The organism is Actinacidiphila yeochonensis CN732 (assembly GCF_000745345.1).
In the GTDB taxonomy this organism is placed as follows: domain Bacteria; phylum Actinomycetota; class Actinomycetes; order Streptomycetales; family Streptomycetaceae; genus Actinacidiphila; species Actinacidiphila yeochonensis.
Window position 1 is genome coordinate 2469298 of the sequence record NZ_JQNR01000005.1, and the last position, 23723, is coordinate 2493020.

At 72.5% G+C, this 23723-nt stretch carries 21 protein-coding genes; 8 read left to right on the forward strand and 13 right to left on the reverse strand.

Features of this window, described 5'->3' with window-relative positions:
• Positions 1-268: 268 nt before the first annotated feature.
• The 6 genes from BS72_RS22445 to BS72_RS22470 all read right to left on the reverse strand — a co-directional run bounded on the left by BS72_RS22445 (position 269) and on the right by BS72_RS22470 (position 5882).
• On the reverse strand, positions 269-661 hold the full coding sequence (locus tag BS72_RS22445) for a CBS domain-containing protein (protein ID WP_037913011.1): 393 nt from the start codon (positions 659-661) through the stop codon (positions 269-271).
• A gap of 346 nt (positions 662-1007) precedes the next feature.
• Positions 1008-1889, reverse strand: a complete 882-nt coding sequence (locus BS72_RS22450; RefSeq protein ID WP_051951468.1) for an inositol monophosphatase family protein — start codon at positions 1887-1889, stop codon at positions 1008-1010.
• Positions 1890-2086: 197 nt separating this feature from the next.
• Complete coding sequence (locus tag BS72_RS22455) at positions 2087-2410, reverse strand: DMT family transporter (protein ID WP_037913014.1); 324 nt, start codon at positions 2408-2410, stop codon at positions 2087-2089.
• A 203-nt stretch (positions 2411-2613) separates the two neighbouring features.
• Positions 2614-3615 carry a ribosome small subunit-dependent GTPase A gene (gene rsgA, locus BS72_RS22460; RefSeq protein WP_037913016.1) on the reverse strand — a complete coding sequence of 334 codons (1002 nt, stop codon included), beginning with the start codon at positions 3613-3615 and terminating at the stop codon, positions 2614-2616.
• A 6-nt stretch (positions 3616-3621) separates the two neighbouring features.
• Positions 3622-4953 (reverse strand): 3-phosphoshikimate 1-carboxyvinyltransferase, encoded by a 1332-nt coding sequence (gene aroA / locus BS72_RS22465; RefSeq protein ID WP_037917193.1) that lies wholly within the window; start codon positions 4951-4953, stop codon positions 3622-3624.
• A gap of 215 nt (positions 4954-5168) precedes the next feature.
• Positions 5169-5882, reverse strand: coding sequence for a M50 family metallopeptidase (locus BS72_RS22470; RefSeq protein WP_037913018.1), 714 nt, complete (start codon positions 5880-5882; stop codon positions 5169-5171).
• Between the two features lie 252 nt (positions 5883-6134).
• Here BS72_RS22470 and BS72_RS22475 point away from each other — a divergent pair, with 252 nt between their 5' ends.
• From BS72_RS22475 to def, 7 genes are all read left to right on the forward strand, one after another.
• Positions 6135-6992: an SOS response-associated peptidase gene (locus tag BS72_RS22475; RefSeq protein ID WP_037913020.1), complete on the forward strand. Its 858-nt coding sequence runs from the start codon at positions 6135-6137 to the stop codon at positions 6990-6992.
• Complete coding sequence (locus BS72_RS22480; RefSeq protein WP_232792501.1) at positions 6992-7750, forward strand: alpha/beta hydrolase family protein; 759 nt, start codon at positions 6992-6994, stop codon at positions 7748-7750. Before BS72_RS22475 ends, BS72_RS22480 begins: the two co-directional genes overlap by 1 nt.
• A gap of 533 nt (positions 7751-8283) precedes the next feature.
• Positions 8284-8922: a sigma-70 family RNA polymerase sigma factor gene (locus BS72_RS22485; RefSeq protein WP_051951995.1), complete on the forward strand. Its 639-nt coding sequence runs from the start codon at positions 8284-8286 to the stop codon at positions 8920-8922.
• Positions 8919-9290, forward strand: coding sequence for a mycothiol system anti-sigma-R factor (gene rsrA, locus BS72_RS22490; RefSeq protein WP_037913024.1), 372 nt, complete (start codon positions 8919-8921; stop codon positions 9288-9290). Before BS72_RS22485 ends, rsrA begins: the two co-directional genes overlap by 4 nt.
• Positions 9291-9850: 560 nt before the next feature.
• A complete protein-coding gene (locus BS72_RS39975) occupies positions 9851-11068 on the forward strand; it encodes an HD domain-containing phosphohydrolase (RefSeq protein WP_051951471.1) in 1218 nt (405 codons plus the stop codon).
• Positions 11069-11201: 133 nt separating this feature from the next.
• Positions 11202-12197 (forward strand): tetratricopeptide repeat protein, encoded by a 996-nt coding sequence (locus BS72_RS22500; RefSeq protein WP_037913025.1) that lies wholly within the window; start codon positions 11202-11204, stop codon positions 12195-12197.
• Between the two features lie 116 nt (positions 12198-12313).
• Entirely contained in the window at positions 12314-12937 is a 624-nt protein-coding gene (gene def, locus BS72_RS22505) for a peptide deformylase (protein ID WP_037913028.1), read from the forward strand.
• A 20-nt stretch (positions 12938-12957) separates the two neighbouring features.
• Here the strand turns inward: def and BS72_RS22510 are convergent, their stop codons facing one another.
• The 7 genes from BS72_RS22510 to BS72_RS22540 all read right to left on the reverse strand — a co-directional run bounded on the left by BS72_RS22510 (position 12958) and on the right by BS72_RS22540 (position 22003).
• Positions 12958-13731 carry a hypothetical protein gene (locus BS72_RS22510; protein ID WP_157856303.1) on the reverse strand — a complete coding sequence of 258 codons (774 nt, stop codon included), beginning with the start codon at positions 13729-13731 and terminating at the stop codon, positions 12958-12960.
• A gap of 200 nt (positions 13732-13931) precedes the next feature.
• Positions 13932-14588, reverse strand: coding sequence for a hypothetical protein (locus BS72_RS22515; RefSeq protein ID WP_051951476.1), 657 nt, complete (start codon positions 14586-14588; stop codon positions 13932-13934).
• 246 nt (positions 14589-14834) lie between these two features.
• Positions 14835-15902 (reverse strand): ribonucleotide-diphosphate reductase subunit beta, encoded by a 1068-nt coding sequence (locus BS72_RS22520; RefSeq protein ID WP_051951478.1) that lies wholly within the window; start codon positions 15900-15902, stop codon positions 14835-14837.
• The gene (locus tag BS72_RS22525; RefSeq protein WP_037913031.1) at positions 15893-18406 is read right to left on the reverse strand and encodes a ribonucleoside-diphosphate reductase subunit alpha; all 2514 of its coding nucleotides are present in this window, start codon (positions 18404-18406) and stop codon (positions 15893-15895) included. Before BS72_RS22525 ends, BS72_RS22520 begins: the two co-directional genes overlap by 10 nt.
• A gap of 543 nt (positions 18407-18949) precedes the next feature.
• Positions 18950-20617: a monocarboxylate uptake permease MctP gene (gene mctP / locus BS72_RS22530; protein ID WP_037913034.1), complete on the reverse strand. Its 1668-nt coding sequence runs from the start codon at positions 20615-20617 to the stop codon at positions 18950-18952.
• Positions 20614-20835 (reverse strand): DUF3311 domain-containing protein, encoded by a 222-nt coding sequence (locus tag BS72_RS22535; protein WP_078901555.1) that lies wholly within the window; start codon positions 20833-20835, stop codon positions 20614-20616. The genes mctP and BS72_RS22535 overlap by 4 nt, the downstream gene beginning before the upstream one ends.
• 397 nt (positions 20836-21232) lie before the next feature.
• Entirely contained in the window at positions 21233-22003 is a 771-nt protein-coding gene (locus tag BS72_RS22540) for a GntR family transcriptional regulator (RefSeq protein WP_037913038.1), read from the reverse strand.
• Between the two features lie 327 nt (positions 22004-22330).
• Here BS72_RS22540 and BS72_RS22545 point away from each other — a divergent pair, with 327 nt between their 5' ends.
• Positions 22331-23638: an extracellular solute-binding protein gene (locus BS72_RS22545; RefSeq protein ID WP_037913041.1), complete on the forward strand. Its 1308-nt coding sequence runs from the start codon at positions 22331-22333 to the stop codon at positions 23636-23638.
• The last annotated feature ends 85 nt before the right edge of the window (positions 23639-23723 follow it).

Below are 23723 nucleotides of genomic sequence, written 5' to 3' on the forward strand. Positions count from 1 at the left end.
GGGGCCCGCGAGGCCGTCAGGGGTGCTCCGGGTGCGCGGCCGGCGGTCACGCCGGACCGGCGCCGACGTCGGCAAGCGGGCGGAGGCCGCGGTTCCAGGCCCTCCGCGGTCCGCCCGCTTGACCGAGGTGCCGCGCCTGTCGGCTTGCCGCCGACCGGCCCGAACCTGTCGCGGTGGCTTGCGGTTTCACGTTTCACGTTTCGCGGTGCCGCGATGCGCGATGTCCGGCGCCGTGAGGCTCGCGGAGGCGCGGCCGGCCGGAGGGGTGTCAGACGGGGACGGCCGCGCGGGCCGGGGTCCACAGCCGCACGATGTCGCGGACCGACACCACGCCGACCGGCTCGCGGCTGCCCAGCACGATCAGGTGGCGGAAGTGCCCGTGCACCATAGCCTGTGCGGCCTCCTCCAGCGTCCACTCGGGCGCCGCGAAGACGACGGACGTGGTGGTGTGGGCGTGTGCCGGCTCCTCGTCCGGGTCGAGGCCCGCGCCCACCGCGTCGAGGATGTCGCGCTCGGTCAGGATGCCGAGGCCGCAGGTGTCGGGGTCGAGGACGATCGCAGCGCCCACCTTGCGCGCGGACATCAGCCCGGCGGCCTGGCGGAGGGTGTGCGTGGGGCCGATGGTCAGTACCACCGTGCTCATCGCGTCGCGGACCAGCATGTGTGGGCACCTCCTGAGGGTGAGGTTCCTTAGGTCGCCGTACTTCTCGTACTTCTCGTACTTCTCGTACTTCTTGTGCGTTCCGGGCGCCCCGGGGTGGCGGGTTCTTGGGGCCGTGAACTCCTGGGGCGCCGCAGGCCTCCCGGGTCGGGCACCGGGTCGTCGCAGGGTTGCCACAGGGCGGCCACGGGTCGGCCGTGGGCGGGCGGGGTCGGCGCGTGAAAGGGTTCACAAATTCACAAGCGCCCGTGTCCCCATGCTCACATGCCCTGTGTCCACAGGCAAGGGGCTTGCGGGAGTGCCGGGGGGCGCGGGCGCGCCTGCGCCCGCGCCCCGGTGGGTACGGTCAGGCGCCGCCCAGGTACCCCAGCACCTCGTCGTGGAGCAGCCCGTTCGACGCCGCCGCGTTGCCGCCGAACGGCCCCGGCGCCCCGGCGAGGGAGGTGAACCGTCCGCCGGCCTCCCGGACGACGACATCGAGCGCGGCCATGTCCCACAGGCTCAGCTCCGGCTCCGCGCAGGCGTCCACCGAGCCCTCGGCGACCATCATGTACGACCAGAAGTCGCCGTAGCCGCGGGTGCGCCAGCAGGCCCGGGTCAGTTCGAGGAAGCCGTCGAGCCGGCCGCGCTCCTCCCAGCCGGTCAGTGAGGAGTAGCCGAACGAGGCGTCACCCATCCGCTCCACCCCCGACACCCGCAGCCGCGTCGCCGAGGACAGGCTCCGACCGGTGTACGCGCCGCCGCCCTTGACGGCCCACCAGCGGCGGCCCAGCGCCGGGGCGGACACCACGCCGACCACCACCTCGTCGCCGTCCTGTCCCGGCGCCGCCTGCGAGCCGCCCTCGCCGCCCTCCCGGACCGCCAGGGCGATCAGGGTGGCCCACACCGGGACGCCGCGCACGTAGCTCTTGGTGCCGTCGATCGGGTCGACGATCCACCGGCGCGGACCGCCGCCGTCGGCGCCGAACTCCTCGCCGAGCACCGCGTCCCGGGGCCGGGCCCGCCCCAGCTGACCGCGGATCAGCTCCTCGGCCGCCTTGTCGGCCTCGCTGACGGGGGTCAGGTCCGGCTTCGTCTCCACCTTCAGGTCCAGCGCGCGGAAACGCTCCATCGTGACGGCGTCCGCGGCGTCCGCGAGCGCGAGCGCCAGCCGGAGGTCGTCGCCGTAGGCGGAGTCGGGGGCGGAGCGGGGGGTGTTCCGGGGGTTCTGCGGTGCGTTGTCGGACATGACTCGAACAGTATCGGCCACCGAGCCCGCCGGGCCGCCCCCGCGATACCCGCGCGGGTCGCCGCGGAAACCACGGTCAGCCGGAGAGCCCGGGATCGGCGCGGAAACCACGGTCGGCCGGAGCGCCCGGGATCGGCGGAGGAACCCCGGTCAGCCCGATGAAACCGGGATCGGCGGGAACGGGAGGGAGCGCCGGCTCAGTGCGAGGAGCCCGAGATCTGCAGCCCGATGACGCCGACGATCACCAGCGAGATCGACACCAGCTTCAGCACCGAGACGAGGTCGCCCAGGAAGGCCATGCCGTAGATCGCCGTACCGGCCGCCCCGATGCCCGTCCACACCGCGTACGCCGGGCCGACGTCGAGCTTCTTCAGCGACAGCGTCAGCAACCCGAACGACCCCAGGGCGAACAGGCAGAACGCGATGGTCGGCCACAACCGGCTGAAGCCGTGCGAGAGCTTGAGGCAGATCGCGAAACCCGTCTCGAAGAGCCCCGCGACCACCACAAGAAGCCAGGCCATCGGGCGTTCCTCCGTTTTTCCTGTCCGTATCCGCTCAAGAGACGTCCAGGCCGCGGACCACGTGGTCCCGGACGCCGCCCGGGCACCCTACGCCGCCGCGCGCCGCCGGGTACGGGCACCCCTGCCGGTACCCGTCAGGGATCATCACACAGCCTGCCGGAGAACTGCCCGAGAACTGCCCGGGAACGGTCCGCCGACGCCCGTCAGTCGCCCTCCCGGCGTTCCCGCGTGGAGAGCAGTCGGCGCAGCGAGTCCAGCCGGGCCGGCTCGGCGTGCCCGGCGGCCACCCAGGCGTCCAGCGCGCAGTCCGGCTCGTCGTGCGAGCACGCCCGCGGGCACTGCTCGGTGCCCGGCTCCAGGTCGGGGAAGGCGTGGATGACCTGCGACGGGTCGATGTGGGCCAGGCCGAAGGACCGCACGCCCGGCGTGTCGATCACCCATCCGGCGCCGCCCGGCAGCGGCAGCGCAAGCGCCGAGGTGGTGGTGTGCCGGCCCCGTCCGGTGACCGCGTTCACCCGGCCGGTCAGCCGCTGCCGCTCCACCAGCGAGTTGACCAGCGTGGTCTTGCCGACGCCGCTGTGCCCGACGAACGCCGTCGTCCGTCCGTCCAGCCGCTCCCGCACGGCGTCGACCCGCCCCGCCACCAGGTCGTCCTTCTTCGTCACCACGTACGCCAGGTCCAGCGCCCCGTAGGTCTCCAGGAGCGGCTCGGCCGCGGCCAGATCGGACTTGGTCAGCACCAGCAGCGGGGTGAGGCCGGCGGCGTAGGCGGCCACCAGGCAGCGGTCGATCATCCGGGGGCGCGGCTCGGGGTCGGCCAGCGCGGTCACGATCGCCAGCTGGTCGGCGTTGGCCACCACCACCCGCTCGTACGGGTCGGTGTCGTCGGCGGTGCGGCGCAGCACCGAGGAGCGCTCCTCGACCCGCACCACCCGCGCCAGGGTGTCCTTGGCCCCGGACAGGTCGCCGACCACCGCCACCCGATCGCCCACCACCGCCGACTTGCGGCCCAGCTCGCGGGCCTTCACGGCGATGATCTCGCGGTCGTCCACCAGGACCGTCAGCCGGCCGCGGTCGATGGTGAGCACCATGCCGCCGGCGGCGTCCTCGTGCTTGGGGCGGATCGAGCTGCGGGGCCGGGTGCCCCTGCTGTTGGGACGGACCCGCACGTCGTCCTCGTCGGGGTTCTTTCCGTAGCGGCGCATGGCGGACTAGCCCCGCTTCCCGGCCGGCCCGGCCAGCATGCCCGTCCACAGGTCGGGGAAGTCCGGGAGCGTCTTGCCGGTGGTGGCCACGTTCTCCACCAGGACCCCGGGCACCACCAGGCCCAGGACGGCGGCCGCCGTGGCCAGCCGGTGGTCCTCGTAGGTGTGGAAGACGCCGCCCCGCAGCGGGCGCGGCCGGACGCGCAGGCCGTCGCCGGTCTCGGTGACGTCGCCGCCCAGGGAGTTCAGCTCGGCCGCCAGCGCCGCCAGCCGGTCCGTCTCGTGCAGCCGCAGGTGGGCGATGCCGGACAGCACGGACTCGCCGTCGGCCAGCGCCGCCACGGCCGCGATCACCGGGGCCAGCTCGCCCACCTCCGACAGGTCCGCGGTCAGCGGCAGCACCCGCCCGCTGCCCGTGAGGGTGAGCCCCCGGTCCGTCAGCTCGCACGTACCGCCCATCCGGGTGAACACCTCGCGCAGCGCGTCCCCGGGCTGCGTGGTGCGGCGCGGCCAGTCCGGGACGGTCACCCGGCCGCCGGTGACCAGTGCCGCGGCCAGGAACGGCGCCGCGTTCGACAGGTCCGGCTCCACCGTCAGGTCCCGGCCCAGCAGCGCCCCCGTGGCCACCCGCCAGACGTTCGCGGTGCCGCCGTCCTGCGGGGAGTCCACCCGGGCACCCGCCTTGCGCAGCATGTCCACCGTCATCCGGATGTGCGGCAGCGACGGCAGCGTCCGGCCGGTGTGGCGCAGCTCAAGGCCCTTGTTGAACCTCGGCCCCGACAGCAGCAGCGCGCTCACGAACTGCGAGGACGACGACGCGTCCACGTCCACCGCGCCGCCCGCCAGTGACCCCGCGCCGTGCACGGTCAGCGGCAGCGCGCCGCGCCCCTCGTCGTCGATCCGGGCGCCCAGGGTGCGCAGCGCGTCGATCACGCCGTGCAGCGGACGCTCGGCGGCCCGCGCGTCGCCCTCGAAGCGGACCGGGCCGTCGGCGAGGGCGGCCACCGGCGGCAGGAAGCGCATGACGGTGCCGGCGTTGCCGACGTCCACCCGGGCCGCGCCGCGCAGGCCGGCCGGGATCACCCGCCACGCCTCGCCGCCGCCGGGGTTGACCGTTTCGTCGATCTGCACACCCATGGCCCGCAGCGCCTCCGCCATCAGGAGGGTGTCGCGGCTGCGCAGCGGGCGCCGTACCCAGCCCGGCTCGGCGGCCAGCGCCGCGAGCACCAGGGCCCGGTTGGTCACCGACTTCGAGCCGGGCACGTGGACGACGGCGTCCACGGCGCCAGGCGCGGTCGGAGCCGGCCACGGGTCGGTCTGCGCGGTGCACTCGGTCATGGTCAGCAAGCGTAGTGGCTCGGGTACGGGGAGATAAGTCCGCGAATACGGCGAAACCTGTCAGAAACAGGACGACAGTAAGCTCCCCGGCCGGTCCGGACGTTTCCGCGGCGGGTCTCGCGGGCTCTCGCGGGGCTCTCGCGGGGTTAGGCGGCATCTGGCGGGGGCTCGCGTCGGGCGGTGCTTCCGCGCTTCCGCGCTCCCGCTCGTCCGGGTCAGCCGGGCAGCAGCAGGCGGCCGCCCCCCAGCAGCGAGCACAGCGCGACGGCGTAGAAGACCATGAGCCACAGCGCGGCCGGGGTCCCGGTGAGGCGGGCGAGCTGGTCGGCGTCGGAGGAGCCGCGCGGGTCGCGGCGCCGGGTCCGCTGCAGCTCGGCCACCGGCCGGACGCCGCCGAGCAGCAGGAACCACACCACCAGGTAGGCGAAAGCCGCCTGGACCTGCGCCTTCGTGAGCCACGACACCAGGAGGAACAGCGCGCCGGTGACCAGCACGGTCAGCATCCCGTACGCGTTGCGGATCATGACCAGCATCACCAGCAGCAGCGCGGTGGCACCCCACAGCAGCGCGGTGATGTGCCCGGCCGCCAGCAGTCCGGCCCCGGCCAGCCCCAGCAGCGAGGGCGCGGTGTACCCCGCGGCGGCCGTCAGGACCATGCCGGGGCCGTGCGGCCGCCCCCGGGAGACGGTCAGCCCCGAGGTGTCGGAGTGCAGCCGTATGCCCTGGAGCCGGCGGCCGGTGAGGAGGGCGGCGAGCCCGTGCCCGCCCTCGTGGGCGATCGTGACGGCGTTGCGCAGTACGTGCCACACCCGGCGCGCCAGGACCGCCGCCAGCGCCAGCAGCGCGGTCGCGCCGACCAGCCAGCCCGACGGGTCCGGCTGGGTCCCGGTGAGCCGGTCCCACATCTCCGTGATGCTCGCGACGTTCATGCGGCGCTCATTCCTCTGCTGGTTCCTCTGCTGCTGGTTCGCCGATCCTGCGGTTCTGCCGGTCCTGCGGTCCCTCGCCGGGGCGGTTCACGCGCCGGGCCGGAGCGCGGGGGGCACGGCTGCCAGGGTGCCGGACGGTGCTGTGTGCTCTGTGGCCTCGGTGCCCTCTGTACGTGCCCGGTGGTCCGCGTGGTCCGGTGCCGTCGCCACGTCGGTGTCCGCCGCGGGGCGCCGCCGTGGCAGTGTGGCAGCATGTGCGGTCGATTTGCGGCGAGCCGGGGGCCGGAGGAGCTCGCGGGCCTGTTCGGGGTCCGGCAGTGGAACCCCGAGGAGGCCCTCGCGCCCGACTGGAACGTGGCGCCCACGAAGGATGTGCACGTCATACTCGACCGTCCCGTACGGGGTTCCGGTTCCCCGCACCCGGTACGGCAGTTGCGGGCGCTGCGCTGGGGGCTGGTGCCGCAGTGGGCGAGGACCCCGGACACCGGGCCGCCGCTGTTCAACGCGCGCGCCGAGACCGCCCACGAGAAGCCGTCCTTCCGCTCCGCCCTGGCCACCCGGCGCTGCGTGATCCCCGCCGACGGGTACTTCGAGTGGACGACGGGAGCGCAGGAGCGCGCCCTGGAGGAGCAGGGGCTGCGCAAGCGCACCCGCAAGCAGCCGTACTTCGTGACCCCCGCGGACGGCTCGGTGCTCGCCCTGGCCGGGCTGTACGAGTTCTGGCGCGACCCGGCCCTGCCGGCCGGCCACCCCCGCGCCTGGTGGGCCACCTGCGCGGTCGTCACCACGGCCGCGGAAGAGGCCCCGCTGGCCGACGTGGCCGGCCTCCTGCCGTCGCAGCGCCGCACCGGGACGGGCCCGCCGGCACCCGCGCCCCGCTCGCTCGCCGACATCCACCCGCGCATGCCGCTCGTCCTCACGCCGGACCGCTGGGACGCCTGGCTCGACCCCGCGACCACCGCGCCCGACGCCGTGCGGCCCCTGATGGAACCACCGCCGCCGGGGGTGCTGCGGGCCCACCCCGTGGGCTCGGCCGTCAGCAGCGTCCGCAACAACGGACCGGAACTCGTGGCGGAACTGACCGCCCCGGAAGAGGAGACGCTGTTCTGATGAGCTCCAGGGGCAAGGCGAACGAGTCGGCGGACCAGACGGCGGGCGGGGGAGCGGCTGGGGCAGGCGGGAGAAGGCGCGCCGCTGTCGGCCGCGCGCCCGGGGCGGGCCCGGAGACGGTGCCGACACCGCCCGGCGACGCCCGGATCACCTGGCATCCCGCCGTTCCCGCGGTGCCCGCCCGCTGCGTGCTGGCACTGGGCCACGGGGCGGGCGGCGGCATCGAGGCCCGGGACCTGGCCGCGCTGGCGGCGGAGCTGCCCGGCCGCGGGGTGCACGTCGCCCTGGTGGAACAGCCGTGGAGGGTGGCCGGCAAGAAGCTCGCCCCGGCCCCCAGGACACTCGACGCCGGCTGGTCGGCGCTGTGGCCCCGGCTGGCCGCGCCCGGCCTGCCCGTGGTCGCCGGGGGCCGCAGCGCCGGGGCCCGGGTCGCCTGCCGGACGGCGGCCGAGCTGGGAGCCGCGGCCGTCCTCGCCCTGGCCTTCCCGCTGCACCCGCCCGGCCGCCCCGAGCGGTCACGGGCCGGGGAACTGCTCGACGCCGCGGCGGCCGCCCCCCTCCTGGTCGTACAGGGCGGCGCCGACCCCTTCGGCCGGCCGTCGGAGTTCCCCGCCGGCCGCCGTCCCGTCGAGGTGCCGCACGCGGACCACGGGTTCGCGGTGCCCAAGCGGGCGGCCACCACCCAGGAGGAGGCGCTGGCCGTCCTCGTGGACGCGGTGACCGGCTGGCTCGCCGGGCTGGGCCGCGCCGAGGACTGAGCCGGGGCGTGGCGGCCCGCACCCGGGTGCGCGCCGTGTCCTGCTCGGCGGCTCCGTACGCCGTGCGGCGGGCGGCCGCGGGCCCCCGCGCCGCACCGCGCCGGTGGCCCTCAGCCCTGACGGGCGTGGGAGGTTGGCGGGAATGCGCGGGGCGGCGCCGATGTTGAGCAATACGGAAGTGCACGGAAGCCGCGAGTCGCGGCAGAGGGTGAGAGAGGCAGCGCATGGTTTCAGCCGCATGCCGGTCACGTCAGGTGGCCGCGGCCCAGACGGACGCCCAGACCGACGCGCAGACCGCGCCGCCGGCTTCCGGGCAGACACCCGAGCAGGCAACGGTAGCGCCGTACCTGTATCTGAACTGGACCGAGTGGTCGACCAAGGGCGACGGCAAGGCCGAGTCCGGCGCGCAGGTCACCCGTGCAATATCCTCGCAGACGAGCGTGCCCGTACCCGGGCGCGCCAGCGTCATCGAGGAGGTGGGTCCGGTCAGCGGCACCGACGACAGCACGGCGGACACCGCGGGTGCGTCCGGGGTGGGGGTACCGCCCGTGCCGAAGGCCACGGGGGATGCCCAGGAGAGCGAGACCGAGCGGAGCAGGCGCTTCGAACGGGACGCCCTGGGCTACCTGGACCAGATGTACTCGGCCGCGCTGCGGATGACCCGCAACCCGGCCGACGCGGAGGACCTGGTGCAGGAGACGTATGCCAAGGCGTACGCGTCCTTCCACCAGTTCCGTGAGGGGACCAACCTCAAGGCGTGGCTGTACCGCATCCTGACCAACAGCTTCATCAACTCCTACCGCAAGAAGCAGCGGGAACCGCTGCGCAGCGGCTCGGAGGAGATCGAGGACTGGCAGCTGGCCCGCGCCGAGTCGCACATGTCCACCGGCCTGCGCTCCGCGGAGTCGCAGGCGCTCGACCACCTGCCGGACTCCGACGTGAAGTCGGCCTTGCAGGCGATCCCGGAGGAGTTCCGTATCGCGGTCTACCTCGCGGATGTCGAGGGCTTTGCCTACAAGGAGATCGCGGACATCATGGGTACTCCCATCGGCACGGTGATGTCCCGGCTGCACCGCGGGCGGCGCCAGCTGCGCGAGCTGCTGGAGGACTACGCCCGGGACCGCGGACTGGTTCCCGCGGGCGCGGCGAAGGAGAAGGGCGCGGATTCATGAGCTGTGGCAACGCGCATGAGACGGACTGCTCGGAGGTCCTGAACCACCTCTACGAGTACCTCGACCACGAGATGTCCGACGAGGTCTGCGACAAGTTCCGGGAGCACTTCGACGAGTGCCACCCGTGCCTGGAGAAGTACGGCCTCGAAGTGGCCGTCAAGAAGCTCGTCAAGCGGTGCTGCGGCAGCGACGACGTGCCGAGCGACCTGCGGGCCAAGGTCATGATGCGGATCGAGCTGGTCCGCAGTGGCGAGGTCGTCCCGGAGCAGGACGTCCACGAGGCCGTTCCCGGCGAGGTCCGCGCGGGCGCGGCGAAGCCGGAGTCCGCGCGCGCCGACGCCACCGCGTCCGAGGCGCCGTCCGCCTGACCGCGGGCCTCACCCGACCCGCCCGGACCTCCTCCGCCCGGCTCACGACCTGAACCCGGCCCGGAGTCCCGGACCGTCCCACCGTCCCATCGGCTGACCGTCGGCCCGAACCGGCAGCGGGTCAGCCCGAAGCGCCGTGAACGTGAACGGCGCGCCGTCCCGGCGGGCGTCCCTCCCAGGACGCCTCCCGGTCTTCCTCACCTTCCGCGTCCGGCCGCGGCCGCGCTCCTCGCGCGTGTTCCCCCTTTTTCGCCGTCGCGACCTCTGCCTCTGCCGCTCTGTGCATCTGTTCCGCTGTCTCCGGAACGCGTCCGTCCTTTGGCACGGCAGCTGGTCCTCGGCTGCGCGGGGGCGCTTCTCACCCTCGCAGCGCAATCGTCAAGGCAATCAGTTGATCGTCACTCGGACGGGTGAGTCGTGATGCCCTCCTCCGGCGTAATCGGTCGAAGTCCGTCTTTGCCGACGCCAGCGGGCCTATCCTCCTGAGTCTCGTATGTGCATATACGCACGCACCCGCGGCCACCGCGGGTCGCAGGCCCAGGAGGACGAGGAGGCACGCCGTGTCACCCGCGCACCGCCGCGCCGCGCAGCCCGCACTCTGCCTGGGCTCCGCCTGTGCCCGGCGGGTCCGGCAGGAGGCCCAGCTCTCCACCGTCCAGGCCCTGCTCCAGGCGCTGGAACTGAAGGACCCTTACACGCGGGGGCACAGCGAGCGGGTCGGTGAGCTGGCCGCCCTGATCGCCATCGAGCTGGGTGCCACCGCTCCCCGGGTGGCCGCCGTCCGGCTGGGCGGCACCCTGCACGACATCGGCAAACTCGGCGTGCCCACCGGGGTCCTGCGCAAAAACGGTCCGCTCACCGCCGACGAGCGGCGTCTCATGGAGCGCCATCCGGCCGACGGCGACGACGTGCTGCGTGGCATCTCCGTCCTCGACGAGGCCCGGGCGGCCGTCCTCCACCACCACGAACGGGTGGACGGCACCGGCTACCCCTACGGGCTGGGCGGCGGCCGCATCCCGGAGGCGGCCAGGATCGTCGCCGTCGCCGACGCGTTCGACGCCATGACCTCCACCCGCTCCTACCGTTCCGCCCGGCCGGCCCCTGCCGCGCTCGCCGAACTGCGGAGCTGCGCGGGCACCCAGTTCGATCCGGTGATGGTGGAGGCGCTGGGCCGGGCGCTCGCGGCCAGCGGGTGGCGGCCGGCCGAGCCGGTCATCCGGCCGGCGGTACCGGTGGAGGTGGAGGCACGGCCGGAAACACCGGCGGCGGTGCCGGTGGAGGCGGGCGCGGCTGCTCCTGGGGTGTCCGGGCCGTTCGCGCCGGCCAAGGCGTTCGGCGGGACCACCGCGACCGGCGAGCCCCCGCCCGCCGCTCCGCCGCTCCCCACGGGGTCGCCCACCGTGCGGCCCGGCGGAGCGCCGGGGCCCACCGTGTGGCCTGGCGGAGCGCCGGGGTCCACCGTGTGGCCTGGCGGAGTGCCGGGGCCCACCATGTGGCCTGGCGGAGCGCCGGCGCCCGGCGGCCCGCGAACCGTCCCGTCCGGACCCGTCGACGGTGCCCTCCGGGGCGCCACCGCCAGGGTGGAGGGCCCGCTGCTGGCCGCCGCGGTGGCGCCCGGGCACGCGCCCGCAGTCCCGCCCGGGACCGCTCCCGAAGCCGTCCCCGAGGCCGTCCCCGGTGTCGCACTCGGGCCTGCGGCAGGGGGCGCACCCCCTCCGGCATGGTCTCTGACCTGGGCATGGTTGGATTCCGGTGCGAAGGGCAAGGAGGTCGGGTGAGGCCCGCGTTCCGCAACCGGCGGGCTCGGGCTGAGACAACGGCCAGAATGTGCAAGGTTGGTGTCGTGCAGGCGGGCAGGTCTGTACGGGCCGCACCGGGCCGATCGGCTGAGCGGGCAGGCGGGACGAGACGTTGAAGATCTTCGGAAGAGTGCGGCACCGGCCGTCGCCCACGTGGCGCCAGGCCACCGACCGGGCGTTCTCGCTGATCGACGACGGCCGGTACGAGGACGCGGGCGCGCTGCTGACCCGCGCCGCCGACCTGGAGCCCTGGCTCTCGGAGTCCTGGTACAACCTGGCGCTGCTGCACAAGTTCCGCCACGACTGGACCCAGGCGCGGGCCGCCGGCCTGCGGGCCGTCGCCCTGCTCGACCGTCCCGTCGGCGCCCCCGACTGGTGGAACCTCGGCATCGCCGCCACCGCCCTCCAGGACTGGCCGCTGGCCCGGCGGGCCTGGCAGGCCTACGGGCTGCGCCCGCCGCGCGAGGACGCCGGCACCGGTGGCGAGGAGTCGGTGCGGATGCCGCTGGGCAGCGCCGCCGTCCGGCTCTCCCCCGAGGGCGAGGCCGAGGTGGTGTGGGGCCGCCGGCTCGACCCGGCCCGCATCGAGGTGCTCTCCATCCCGCTGCCGTCGTCCGGCCGCCGCTGGGGCGAGGTCGCGCTCCACGACGGCGTGCCGCACGGTGAGCGGGCCACCGACCGCGGCACCGTCTACCCGGTCTTCGACGAGATCGAGTTGTGGGCGCCGTCACCCGTCCCCACCTGGCTGGTGCTGCTGGAGGCCGCCACCCAGGCCGACCGGGACGCCCTGGAGCGGCTCGCCGCGGAGGCCGGGTACGCCGCGGAGGACTGGTCGTCGTCCGTCCGGCTGCTCTGCCGCACCTGCTCCGAGAGCCGGATGCCCACCGACGACGGCTCCGCGGCCACGCGCGACCCCCACGACCACGGCGAGCCCGGCCACCCGGGCCACCTGAGCCACCTCAGCCGGGCCGGCGACGAGCCGGGCTGGACCCCGGAGCGCGAGTGCGGCGTGGCCGCGCCGGCCGGGCTGGTCCGGGGCCTGCTGGACAGCTGGGTCGCCGACAGCCCGGACAGCCGCGACTGGCGCGACCTCGAAGAGGTCTGCTGAGCCCTTCCGGACCGCGCCCCTGAGGCGGAGTGCGATGGTCCGGTACACGCGATCGGGCCGGGGCCCGTACCCTGGGGAGGATCACCGCACAGGTTCCGGGAAGGCAAACGTCGCAGATGTCCCAGCAGCACACCGAGCAAGACCTCGACTTCGTCGACGACGCGACCGACGCGGAGGCGCGGGAGAGCGCGCACCGCGAGCGCGGCACCGCTCGGCCGATCACCGTGGTCGGCAACCCCGTGCTGCACCGCGAGTGCAAGGACGTCACCGAGTTCGACGACGCCCTGATCGCCCTCGTCGACGACATGTTCGCCTCGCAGCGCGCGGCGGAGGGCGTGGGCCTGGCCGCCAACCAGATCGGCGTCGACCTGAAGGTCTTCGTCTACGACTGCGGCGACGACGAGGACGTCCGCCACGTCGGAGCCGTCTGCAACCCCGTGCTGGTCGAACTGCCCGCGGACCGCCGCCACCTGGACGACTCCAACGAGGGCTGCCTGTCCGTGCCCGGTGCCTACATGGAACTGGCCCGCCCGGACTACGCGATCGTGCGCGGCCAGGACCTCCAGGGCAACCCGATCACCGTCCAGGGCACCGGCTACTTCGCGCGCTGCCTTCAGCACGAGACCGACCACCTCTACGGCCGCCTCTACATCGACCGCCTGTCCAAGCGCGAACGCAAGGACGTGATGCGGCAGATGGCCGAGGCCACGCCCAAGTTCGAGACGGTCCCCAACGACTGAGCCGGGGCCGGGGTCGCGGTTCAGCGGTTGACGGCTTCGTTCTCCTCGACGGTCGTGGCGTAGTGGGCGTCTGACTGGCCGTCGGGGAGGGCCGGTCGGCTCGGTGCGCCGTAGGGGTCGGTGGACGGGGTCCAGGTGACCTTCCACACGACGCTCGCCGTCAGCCGGTAGTCGCCCGCCCGCGTGTACGTCACGTTGCAGTCGGCGTCCTTGGTGTCGACGGTGTACGTGCCCCCTGCCTGCCGGAGCGCGTACGTACAGGTACGGGGGTCGGCGTCGGCGGTGCCGGCGTCGACGGTCAGCTTCTCCGGCACGGCGAGTGTCGTCGCGGCGACGTGCACTCCGAGGGCCGCGTTGTCCAGGCTCGCGGTGACCCACACCCGGGGCAGCGCCTTCTCGAACGTCACCTGGGTGTCGAGGTTCACGAGTTCGTTCGCCCCGGTCGGCTTCAACGTGATGTCCGGCTTGGGCAGGATCGTCTCGTTGAAGGCGAGCCCGGAGAGTGTCCTGGGATCGATGGTGGGTACGGCGGGCGTCGACGGCTGAGCCGGGGCGATCCACTTCCAGGGCGAAAGGGCGATGCAGGTGGCGTTCGCGGTTGCCGGGTCCGGCGTGACCAGCTGGTACCAGGCACCCTTGTCGCCTTTGTGGAAGTCGTCTGCGCCGTACTCCCGTCCCATGGAGGCCCATGCGGACTGGTCAGATGTGTAGTTCGAGTTGATGTAGTCGGCGAACTGTGGGGGCGTGAATTCCGGCTCGTACCAGCACTGCGGCGGTGACCAGTTCGAAGTCATTGGAGCGGTCATCCGCACGCCGGAACCGTGGTAGCTCTTTTTGTAGGAGACCTTGGACTGGATTGTCTCGGGCGCCGGAGATTTGGTCGGAGGCGGTGCGCTGGCTCCTGGGAAGTGACTTGTGTCCGCGTAGCTCTGCGCCGGCAGTAAAAGCACTTCCGATGTCGCCAGTGCCAGCATGGTCGCAGCCCAGATGAACCTCACTGCTGGCACTGGGCAGCACCTCGCTGGGAGTTGTAAGTCGAAGTCTGCCAGGTTCCATCGGAAGCTTTGAGCATACGCGAGGTGTGAAAAATGAAGCTATCTGCACTGGGAGCTGTTTTCGCGGTCTTTCCGGTCTTTGTGTTCTTGTCGTACGCGTAGCGCTGATCCTCGCAGAAGGTCACCGCAGCCGTTGTGCTGTCGGTGACAGTGACCTTGCGATCGTAGAAGTGAACGGTTCCTGTGATGGTGGCACTGTCCTTCTTGCCTCCGTCGATAGCCTCGCTCCACGTCTCGGCGGCGTCTTCGACCAGGTATTCGTTGAACAGCGGCTGGTTCTTGTCGAGTTTGCTGACGGCTACGTAAGTAGCGTCCAGCCCGTACCCCTGGTCCCGCAGGATCGCGTCCTTCGTGGCGTCGCCCGTGGTGTCGGGGTCGATGACGACCTTGACGTCGCTGGGGAAGTCGAAGGTCGGCGCGCCGGCTGCCGCGGGGGTGGTCGTGGGGGCGGCCGTGGTGGGTGGGGGCGCAGAGGTGGTGGTGGTGGGTGACGAGGCGATCTTGTTGTCACTGCCGCCGCCTCCGCAGGCGGTGAGGAGGAGGGTGGCCGCGGTGAGGGTCGTTGCTGCGGTGGTGAGCGTGGTGCGGCGTGGCATGGGAGGGCTGTCTCCTGTCCTCGTGGCGCGCACCACGGCATGGCTGGCTGAGGAGACCGGTGCGGCAGAGCCCCCCCGGGCAGGCCGTGCCACATGGGGCGGCCACATCTGCGACTTTGGGAGCCTTACGTTAACGCCGTATCACCCAGGGTGTCCATGATCGCTCGTCAACTGGCGTGGCGGCGCCGGCACCGGAGGGGACCGGTGCCGGCGCCGCCACGGCAGGAGCGGGAACAGCGGGAGGGATCAGAAGTCGTCGTCCAGGGAGACGGTGCCCTCGACGGCGGTCTGGTAGGCCGAGACGCGGCGTTCGAAGAAGTTGGTGAGCTCCTGGACGCCCTGCAACTCCATGAACGGGAACGGGTTCTCGCTGTGGAAGACCGGCTCCAGGCCGAGCCGGACGAGGCGTTGGTCGGCGACGCACTCCAGGTAGGCGCGCATGGAGTCGGTGTTCATCCCGGGCAGCCCGTCCCCGCAGAGGTCCCGGGCGAACTGGAGTTCAGCGGCCACGGCCTCGCGCAGCATCGCGGTCACCTGGGCACCGAGGTCGTCGTCGAAGAGGTCCGGCTCCTCCTTGCGGACGGTGTCGACGACCTCGAACGCGAACGACATGTGCATCGTCTCGTCGCGGAACACCCAGTTGGTGCCGGTGGCCAGGCCGTGCAGCAGGCCGCGGGAGCGGAACCAGTAGACGTACGCGAAGGCGCCGTAGAAGAACAGGCCCTCGATGCAGGCGGCGAAGCAGATCAGGTTGAGCAGGAAGCGGCGGCGGTCGGCGCGGTCGCGCAGCTGGTCCAGGTTCTCCACGGAGTCCATCCAGCGGAAGCAGAACTGGGCCTTCTCGCGGATGGACGGGATGTTCTCGACGGCCGCGAAGGCGGCGTTGCGGTCGGCCGGGTCGGGCAGGTAGGTGTCCAGCAGGGTCAGGTAGAACTGGACGTGCACGGCCTCCTCGAAGAGCTGGCGGGAGAGGTAGAGCCGCGCCTCGGGGGAGTTGATGTGCTTGTAGAGGGTGAGCACCAGGTTGTTGGCGACGATCGAGTCGCCGGTGGCGAAGAAGGCCACCAGCCGTCCGATCAGGTGCCGTTCGGCCGGGGTGAGGCGGGCGAGGTCGGCGACGTCGGAGTGGAGGTCGACCTCCTCCACGGTCCAGGTGTTCTTGATCGCGTCGCGGTAGCGCTCGTAGAAGTCCGGGTAGCGCATGGGGCGCAGGGTGAGCTCGAAGCCGGGGTCGAGCAGGTTCCGGACGGTGGGCGTGCCCTGGTCGGCGGGAGCGGCCGCGGTGGTGGTGTCGTCGGTGGTGGTCACTGGCATGCCTCGCAGGACTCGGGGTTCTCCAGGGAGCAGGCGATCACGTCGGTGTCGGCCGCTGCCGGTGTGCTGGTAACGGGGGTGGGCGCCGGGGCGGTGGCCCCGGCGGCGCGGGCGATCCGGGTGGCCGGACGCGAGCGCAGGTAGTAGGTGGTCTTCAGGCCGCGGCGCCAGGCGTACGCGTACATCGAGCTGAGCCGGCCGATGGTCGGCGTCTCCATGAAGAGGTTCAGCGACTGGCTCTGGTCCAGGTACGGCGTGCGGTCGGCGGCCAGGTCGATCAGCGACCGCATCGGCAGCTCCCACGCCGTGCGGTACAACTCCCGTACCGGTGCCGGAAGGTCGGGCAGGCCCTGGACGGAGCCGGACGACTCGCGCAGCGCCTCGCGGGTGGCGGCGTCCCACCGGCCCAGCCGCTTGAGGTCGGCCACCAGGTAGGAGTTGACCTGGAGGAACTCGCCCGAGAGGGTCTCGCGCTTGAAGAGGTTGGACACCTGCGGCTCGACGCACTCGTAGGCGCCGGCGATGGACGCGATCGTGGCCGTCGGGGCGATGGCCAGCAACAGCGCGTTGCGCAGGCCGTGTTCGGCGATCCGGGACCGCAGCCGCTGCCAGCGTTCGGGCCAGTGCGGGGTGACGCCGTAGTGGTCCGGGTGGAGCACCCCGTCGGCGGTGCGGGTGCGGTCCCAGGCCGGCAGCGGGCCGTGGCGCTCGGCGAGATCGGCGGAGGCCTCGTAGGCGGCGAGCATCACGCGTTCGGCGATGCGGGTGGACAGCGCGCGGGCGGCCTCGGAGTCGAACGGCAGCCGCAGCCGGAAGAAGACGTCCTGGAGGCCCATGACGCCCAACCCCACCGGCCGCCAGCGCGCGTTGGAGCGGCCGGCCTGCTCGGTCGGGTAGAAGTTGATGTCGACGACCCGGTCCAGGAAGGTGACCGCCGTACGGACCGCCGCGTCCAGCCGCTCCCAGTCCATGCCGCCGTCCTCCGGCAGGCCGTCCTCGGACAGGCCGTCTTCGGACAGCGACCCCCGCGCCGCCGCCTCGACCGCGTCCGGCCGGACGAACGTCCCCAGGCTGAGCGAGCCGAGGTTGCACACCGCCGTCTCGCCGTCGTCGGAGACCTCCAGGATCTCCGTGCACAGGTTGGAGGAGTGCACGGTGTGGCCGGGGCGGGCGGTCTGGTTGGCGGTGCGGTTGGCGGCGTCCTTGAACGTCATCCAGCCGTTGCCGGTCTGCGCCAGGGTGCGCATCATCCGCCCGTACAGCTCGCGGGCCGGCAGGGTGCGGCGGGCCAGTCCGGCCGCCTCGGCGGCGCGGTAGGCGGCGTCGAACTCCGCGCCCCACAGGTCGACCAGCTCCGGTACGTCGGAGGGGGAGAACAGGGACCAGTCGGCGTCGGCCTCGACCCGGCGCATGAACTCGTCCGGAATCCAGTGCGCCAGGTTGAGGTTGTGGGTGCGGCGGGCGTCCTCGCCGGTGTTGTCGCGCAGTTCGAGGAACTCCTCGACGTCCGCGTGCCACGTCTCCAGGTAGACGGCGGCCGCGCCCTTGCGCCGGCCGCCCTGGTTGACGGCGGCCACCGAGGCGTCCAGCGTCTTCAGGAACGGCACGATGCCGTTGGAGTGCCCGTTGGTGCCGCGGATCAGCGCGCCGCGGGCCCGCACCCGGCTGAACGGGATGCCGATACCGCCCGCGTGCTTGGACAGCCGCGCCACCTGGTGGTAGCGGTCGTAGATGGAGTCCAGCTCGTCCAGCGGCGAGTCCAGCAGGTAGCAGGAGGACATCTGCGGGTGCCGGGTACCGGAGTTGAAGAGGGTGGGCGAACTGGGCAGGTACGCGAGCTCGCTCATCAGCCGGTACAGCTCGGCGACCTCGGCCAGCGCCTCGGGCGAGTCGTCGGCGGCCAGGCCGGCCGCCACGCGCAGCAGGAAGTGCTGGGCGGTCTCGACGGGCCGCCGGGTCGTGGGGTGGCGCAGCAGGTAGCGGCTGTGCAGGGTGCGCAGGCCGAAGTAGCCGAACCGGTCGTCGCCGCCGTCGCGCACCGCCTGCTCGGCCAGCGCGTCCAGTTCGGCGCCGTGCCGGGTGGCGAAGGCGGCGGTGCGGTCGCCGATGAGGCCCTCGCGGTGTCCCACGGCGATGGACGAGGTGAACGACACGGCGCCCTGGCTCGCGGCCTCCTCGCGGACGGTGCGGGTGAGCAGGCGCGCCGCGAGCCGGGAGTACGCGGGGTCCTCGGGGATCAGCCCGGCCGCCGACTCGGTCGCCAGCTCCCGCAGTTCGCGGGCGTCGGAGGCGGTGCCGCGGCCGCGCAGGGCGGAGGCGGCGACCCGGCCGGGGTCGGCGTCGGGCAGGTCGGCGGTGAGCTCGACGAGGAGCCGGAGCAGGGCGGCGCCGGCGGGATCGGCGGTGCCGGCAGGGTCGGCGGGAGACTGCCCGGGGACGCCGGCCCGGGGTACCTGGGCGGTGCCGGGGGCGGCGGTGGCGGGGGCGTGGGGCGCGACGGTCACAGGGTTGCTCTCCCTCAGCTGCGGTGGCGGCCGCGCGGAGGGAGACGGAAGGCAGGGCGGAGCCGTAGGGGGAGCGGGCCGCCGTGCGTCCGTCGGCCCAGTCCACGAGGCCCGGACGGTTGCGCGCGCGTCGACGGGATGACGACGCGGGCACGCTGCCGGCAGGCGATCGGGCTGCGCGGGTCCACGCCAGGGGCGTGGCCGCTCACCGTTGCGGGGCAGCGCCGGACTCTCACCGGCTTCCCCTGCGACAACGGGGTTGAGCATACATGTGGTGGCGTCTCTGCTGCGCACCCCTAGATCTTGTGTCGGGTGTGTCGCTCGTGGGCCTCTTCGAGCCGCTTGGTGATACGGGCCTCGCGGCGCAGTTCCAGGCCGGGGCGGTGCTGGGGCGGACGCCAGGGCCGCGGGGTCGGGTGGCCGTCGAGGCCCGGGAGGCCCGGGAGGCCCGGCAGGAAGGTCGCGGAGTTCGGCCCGAACGAACGGCGGCGCCCGGTGCGCGGAGGTGCGGCCCTCCGCTGCGACCGGACGCCGCCGTGCCGGTCACGCCCCGGCAGGCTCCGGTACGCCGCCGCCCTCGACGCCGGGCTCGGCGCCGGGGCCGGTCAGCGGACCGTCCTCGCCGGGCGCCTCCACCGTGTAGTCGCCCGGCGCCGTGCGGTCCACGCCCTGCGGTACCCGTACCGCCCGCAGCGCCAGGGTGAGGACGACCACCACGGCCGCGTTGAGCACGAACGCGGTGAGCCCGATGTAGCCGAGTCTGCCGATGCCGGGGATGTTCGCCGCGTTGCCGCCGAAGTGCGCCTGGCTCGGGCTGGACTGCTCGTACGCCTTCCAGGTGCCGTAGGCCATGCCGACCGCCCAGCCGGCCAGCAGCGCCCACCGGTGGAACCACCGGGTGAACAGGCCGCCGACGATGGCCGGCACCGTCTGGAGGATCCAGATGCCGCCCAGCAGCTGGAAGTTGATGGCCACCGTCTTGTCCATGGACAGCACGAAGACCAGCGCGCCCACCTTGACCACGAGCGATACCAGCTTGGACACCCGGGTCTCCTCCGCCGGGGTGGCGTTGGGCCGGAAGAGGTCCTTGTAGATGTTGCGGGTGAAGAGGTTGGCCGCCGCGATGGACATGATGGCCGCGGGGACGAGCGCCCCGATCCCGATCGCGGCGAACGCCACCCCCGCGAACCAGCTCGGGAAGACGTTCTCGAACAGCTGCGGGATGGCGAGTTGGGCGTTGTAGCCCTTGACCCCCTTGCCGACGCCGTCGGCCACCGCCATGAAGCCGAGCATCGCCAGCAGCCCCAGCATCAGCGAGTACAGCGGCAGGATCGCGGTGTTGCGGCGGATGACGTTGCGGCTCCTCCCGGCGAACACGGCCGTCACCGAGTGCGGGTAGAGGAAGAGCGCCATCGCCGAGCCCAGCGCGAGGGTGGCGTACGACCACTGGCCGGCCGGGAGGACCGTGAGCGCGCCGCGCGGCTTGCCGGTGGCCGGGTTCTTCACCGCGTACGCGGCGCCCGCCTTGTGGAAGATGTCGTCGAACCCGCCCAGCTTGTACGGGATGTAGACGATCGCCACCGCGATCACCAGGTAGATCAGCGCGTCCTTGACGAAGGCGATCAGCGCCGGCGCGCGCAGCCCGGAGGAGTACGTGTACGCCGCGAGCACCGCGAACGCGATCAGCAGCGGCAGGTCCTTGACGAACCAGTTGGTGGAGTCGCTGCCGCCGATCCCCAGGACGTCCAGCACGGCCTGGATGCCGACGAGTTGCAGGGCGATGTACGGCATCGTGGCCAGGATGCCGGTCAGTGCCACCGCCACCGACAGCAGCTTGGAGTCGAACCGCCCGCGGATGAAGTCCGAGGAGGTGACGTAGCCGTGCTTGTGCGAGACCGACCACAGCCGCGGCAGGAAGAGGAACACCAGCGGGTAGGCGACGATGGTGTACGGGACCGCGAAGAACCCGGCCGCGCCGGCGCCGTAGATCGCCGCCGGCACCGCCACGAAGGTGTAGGCCGTGTACAGGTCGCCGCCGAGCAGGAACCAGGTCACCCAGGTGCCGAAGCTCCGGCCGCCCAGGCCCCATTCGTCCAGGTGCAGGGCGTTGTCGGCGCGGCGCCAGCGGGCGGCCATGAAGCCCACCGCGGTGACGGCCAGGAAGAAGAAGACGAAGACGCCCAGTGCGACGCCGTTGACTCCGTCCTTCATCGCGCGCCACCTCCCTTGCGGGCCCGCTCCTCGCGGCGTACCAGCACGTACGCGGTGTACGTCAGCAGCGACGCGACGGGTACCCAGGCGAGCTGGTACCAGTAGAAGAACGGGATGCCGATGAGGGCCGGGCTGGTCCGCGAGTAGGAGCCCACCCACATCAGGGCGACGAACGGAATGATCAGGCAGACACCGGCCACCACCCGCGAGGGCGTCACGACCGTGGTACGGATGTCGGGTTGGCGGTGTTCCTCCGGGACTCCCTCCGGGACTTCCCCGGGTACTTCCTCCGGCACTGCAGACACGGCGCTGCGCTCCCGTCACCTAGGTCTCTGTGGTGCGCAGGAATCTAGGGGAGCGGGTCGGCGCGCGTCACTACCCCCGGGGGGTTTCCTCCGGGGGAGCGGGGCGTGCGGGCGCGCCGCGGCCAGGTTTCCCCCGAAGGGGTGATGACGTGGCTGCGGGCGGAGGGGGTGCCGGAGCGTCAGCGGGTGAACTGGTCTCCTGGGAAGGTGAGTTCGGTCGGGCGGTGCGGGTGAAGGGGGAGGATTCGGCGAACAGCACCCGGGGGCAGCGGAGTTCTGCTGCCAGGCGGCGGTGTCGCGGGTAACGGGATCAGTCGATGGGGCGGTTGAGGCGGGCGACGAACTTGTAGCGGTCGCCCCGGTAGACCGATCGCACCCACTCCACCGGCTCCCCGGTGCTGTCGATCGAGTGGCGGGACAGCAGCAGCATCGGCAGACCGACGTCCGTGCCCAGCAGTCCGGCCTCGCGCGGGGTGGCCAGCGAGGTCTCGATGGTCTCCTCGGCCTGGGCGGGGCGTACGTCGTAGACCTCGGCCAGCGCGGTGTAGAGGGAGGTGTACTTGGCCAGGTTCCGGCGCAGCGCGGGGAAGCGCTTGGCCGACAGGTGGGTGGTCTCTATGGCCATCGGCTCGCCGTTGGCCAGCCGCAGCCGCTCGATCCGCAGCACCCGGCCGCCGGCCTTCATGTCCAGCAGCTCCGCCAGCCGGTCGTCGGCGGTGATGTAGCCGACGTCCAGCAGCTGGGAGGCGGGCTCCAGGCCCTGGGCGCGCATGTCCTCGGTGTAGGAGGTGAGTTGGAGTGCCTGGGAGACCTTCGGTTTGGCCACGAAGGTGCCCTTGCCCTGGATACGCTCCAGCCGGCCCTCGACGACCAGCTCCTGGAGGGCCTGCCGGACGGTGGTGCGGGAGGTGTCGAACTCGGTGGCCAGCGTGCGCTCGGGCGGGACCGGGGTGCCGGGCGGCATGGTGCGGGTGATGTCCAGCAGGTGTCGCTTGAGCCGGTAGTACTTCGGCACGCGGGCCACACGGCCCGCGGTGCCGTTCCCCGCGGTCTCCGTGCCGCCTCCTGTGACGCTGTCCATGCCGTGTACTCCCGACTGCCGTCGTGCTGCCGTCACCGGCTTCCTCCGTTGATCGCGGTCACATGGTGGCACGGGCCGCCCTGCCGGAGGGAGGCGGTGGGGCGCTGATGCCTCAGGTGTCGGTCCGATAACGGACTCGACGGGTGTTCTTATACACCCTTGACACCCCTAAAGGTCTAGGCCAAGCTCCGGGTGCTGGTCTAAACCATTAATGACCCCGTTAGCGACCAGTCCCAGACCCACGAGCAGGACGCGGTTGCGGTGGTCCGCCGCGCGGCCGGCATTTCGGGCGGTGGGGGGAGTTTCGGGCATCCTGAGGAGGGTGGCATGAAGCGCAAGCTCATCGCGGCGATCGGCGTCGCGACCGTGCTCACCGCGGTCGCGGCGTGCGGCGGCAGTGGAAGCGGCGACAGCAAGGCCAAGAGCACGGCCGGCGCCAAGAGCTCGGGTACGGCCGACTTCAAGGGCAAGACGCTCAACGTGTGGCTGATGAGCGGATCCAACCCGCCCGGCTGGACGAAGGACATCACCGCCGCGTTCCAGGCGAAGTACCCCGGCGCCACGCTGAAGATCACCGTCCAGCAGTGGGACGGCATCCAGCAGAAGCTCACCACCGCCCTCTCCGAGAGCACCCCGCCGGACGTCATCGAGGTCGGCAACACCCAGACCCCCTACTACGCGGCCACCGGCGGTCTGAAGGACCTCACCAGCATCAAGTCCGCGATCGGCGGCGACGACTGGGTGCCGGCGCTCAACGGCTCCGCGGTCTACGACGGCAAGCAGTTCGCCGCGCCGTGGTACTTCGCCAGCCGCGTCGTCGTCTACAACAAGAAGATCTGGTCCGCGGCCGGCATCACCGCCACGCCCAAGACCCAGGACGAGCTCTTCCAGGACCTGGCCAAGATCCAGGCCAAGGGCACCAAGGACGCCTTCTACCTGCCCGGTCAGGACTGGTACGGCTTCGACGGCTTCCTGCTGGACGCCGGCGCGGACCTGGTGAAGAAGGACGGCGACAAGTACACCGCCAACCTCGACACCCCGCAGGCCGCAGCGGCGATCAACCTCTACAAGAAGGTCAACTCCTTCGGCACCGCGCCCAAGGACAAGGACGAGGCCACCCCGCAGCAGTCCGACGTCTTCGCCAAGGGCGACGTCGGCGCCTTCCTCGGCCTGGGCTGGGAGGCCAACGGCGCCATCACCAAGAACCCGGCGCTCAAGGACCAGGTCGGCTTCTTCCCCTTCCCGGGCAAGACCGCCGACAAGACCGCCAGCGTGTTCGTCGGCGGCTCCAACCTGGCCATCACCCAGGGCAGCAAGAACCCCGAACTGGCCCAGGACTTCCTGACCATGGCCATGTCCGACCAGTTCGAGGGCGAGTTCGCCAAGGAGAGCGGCGCCGTCCCGAACAAGGCGTCCCTCAACACCAACCTGCAGGGCAACGCCTACGGTGAGGCCGCCTCGGCCGCAGCGGCCAACGGCGGCACCACCCCGCTGATCCCGGCCTGGGGCAGCGTCGAGAACCCGCCCAACCCGATCTCCACGCTCTTCATGACCGGTGTGCTCCAGGGTGAGAGCCCGAGCGCGGCGGCGAAGAAGGCCGACACCGAGATCGACAAGCGGCTCAGCCAGCAGTAAGCACCCCTGACGGGTCCGCCCGGCCGCCGCCCATCGGCGCGGCCGGGCGGACCCGCCAGCGCCCCCAGCGGACGGTACGAGGAAG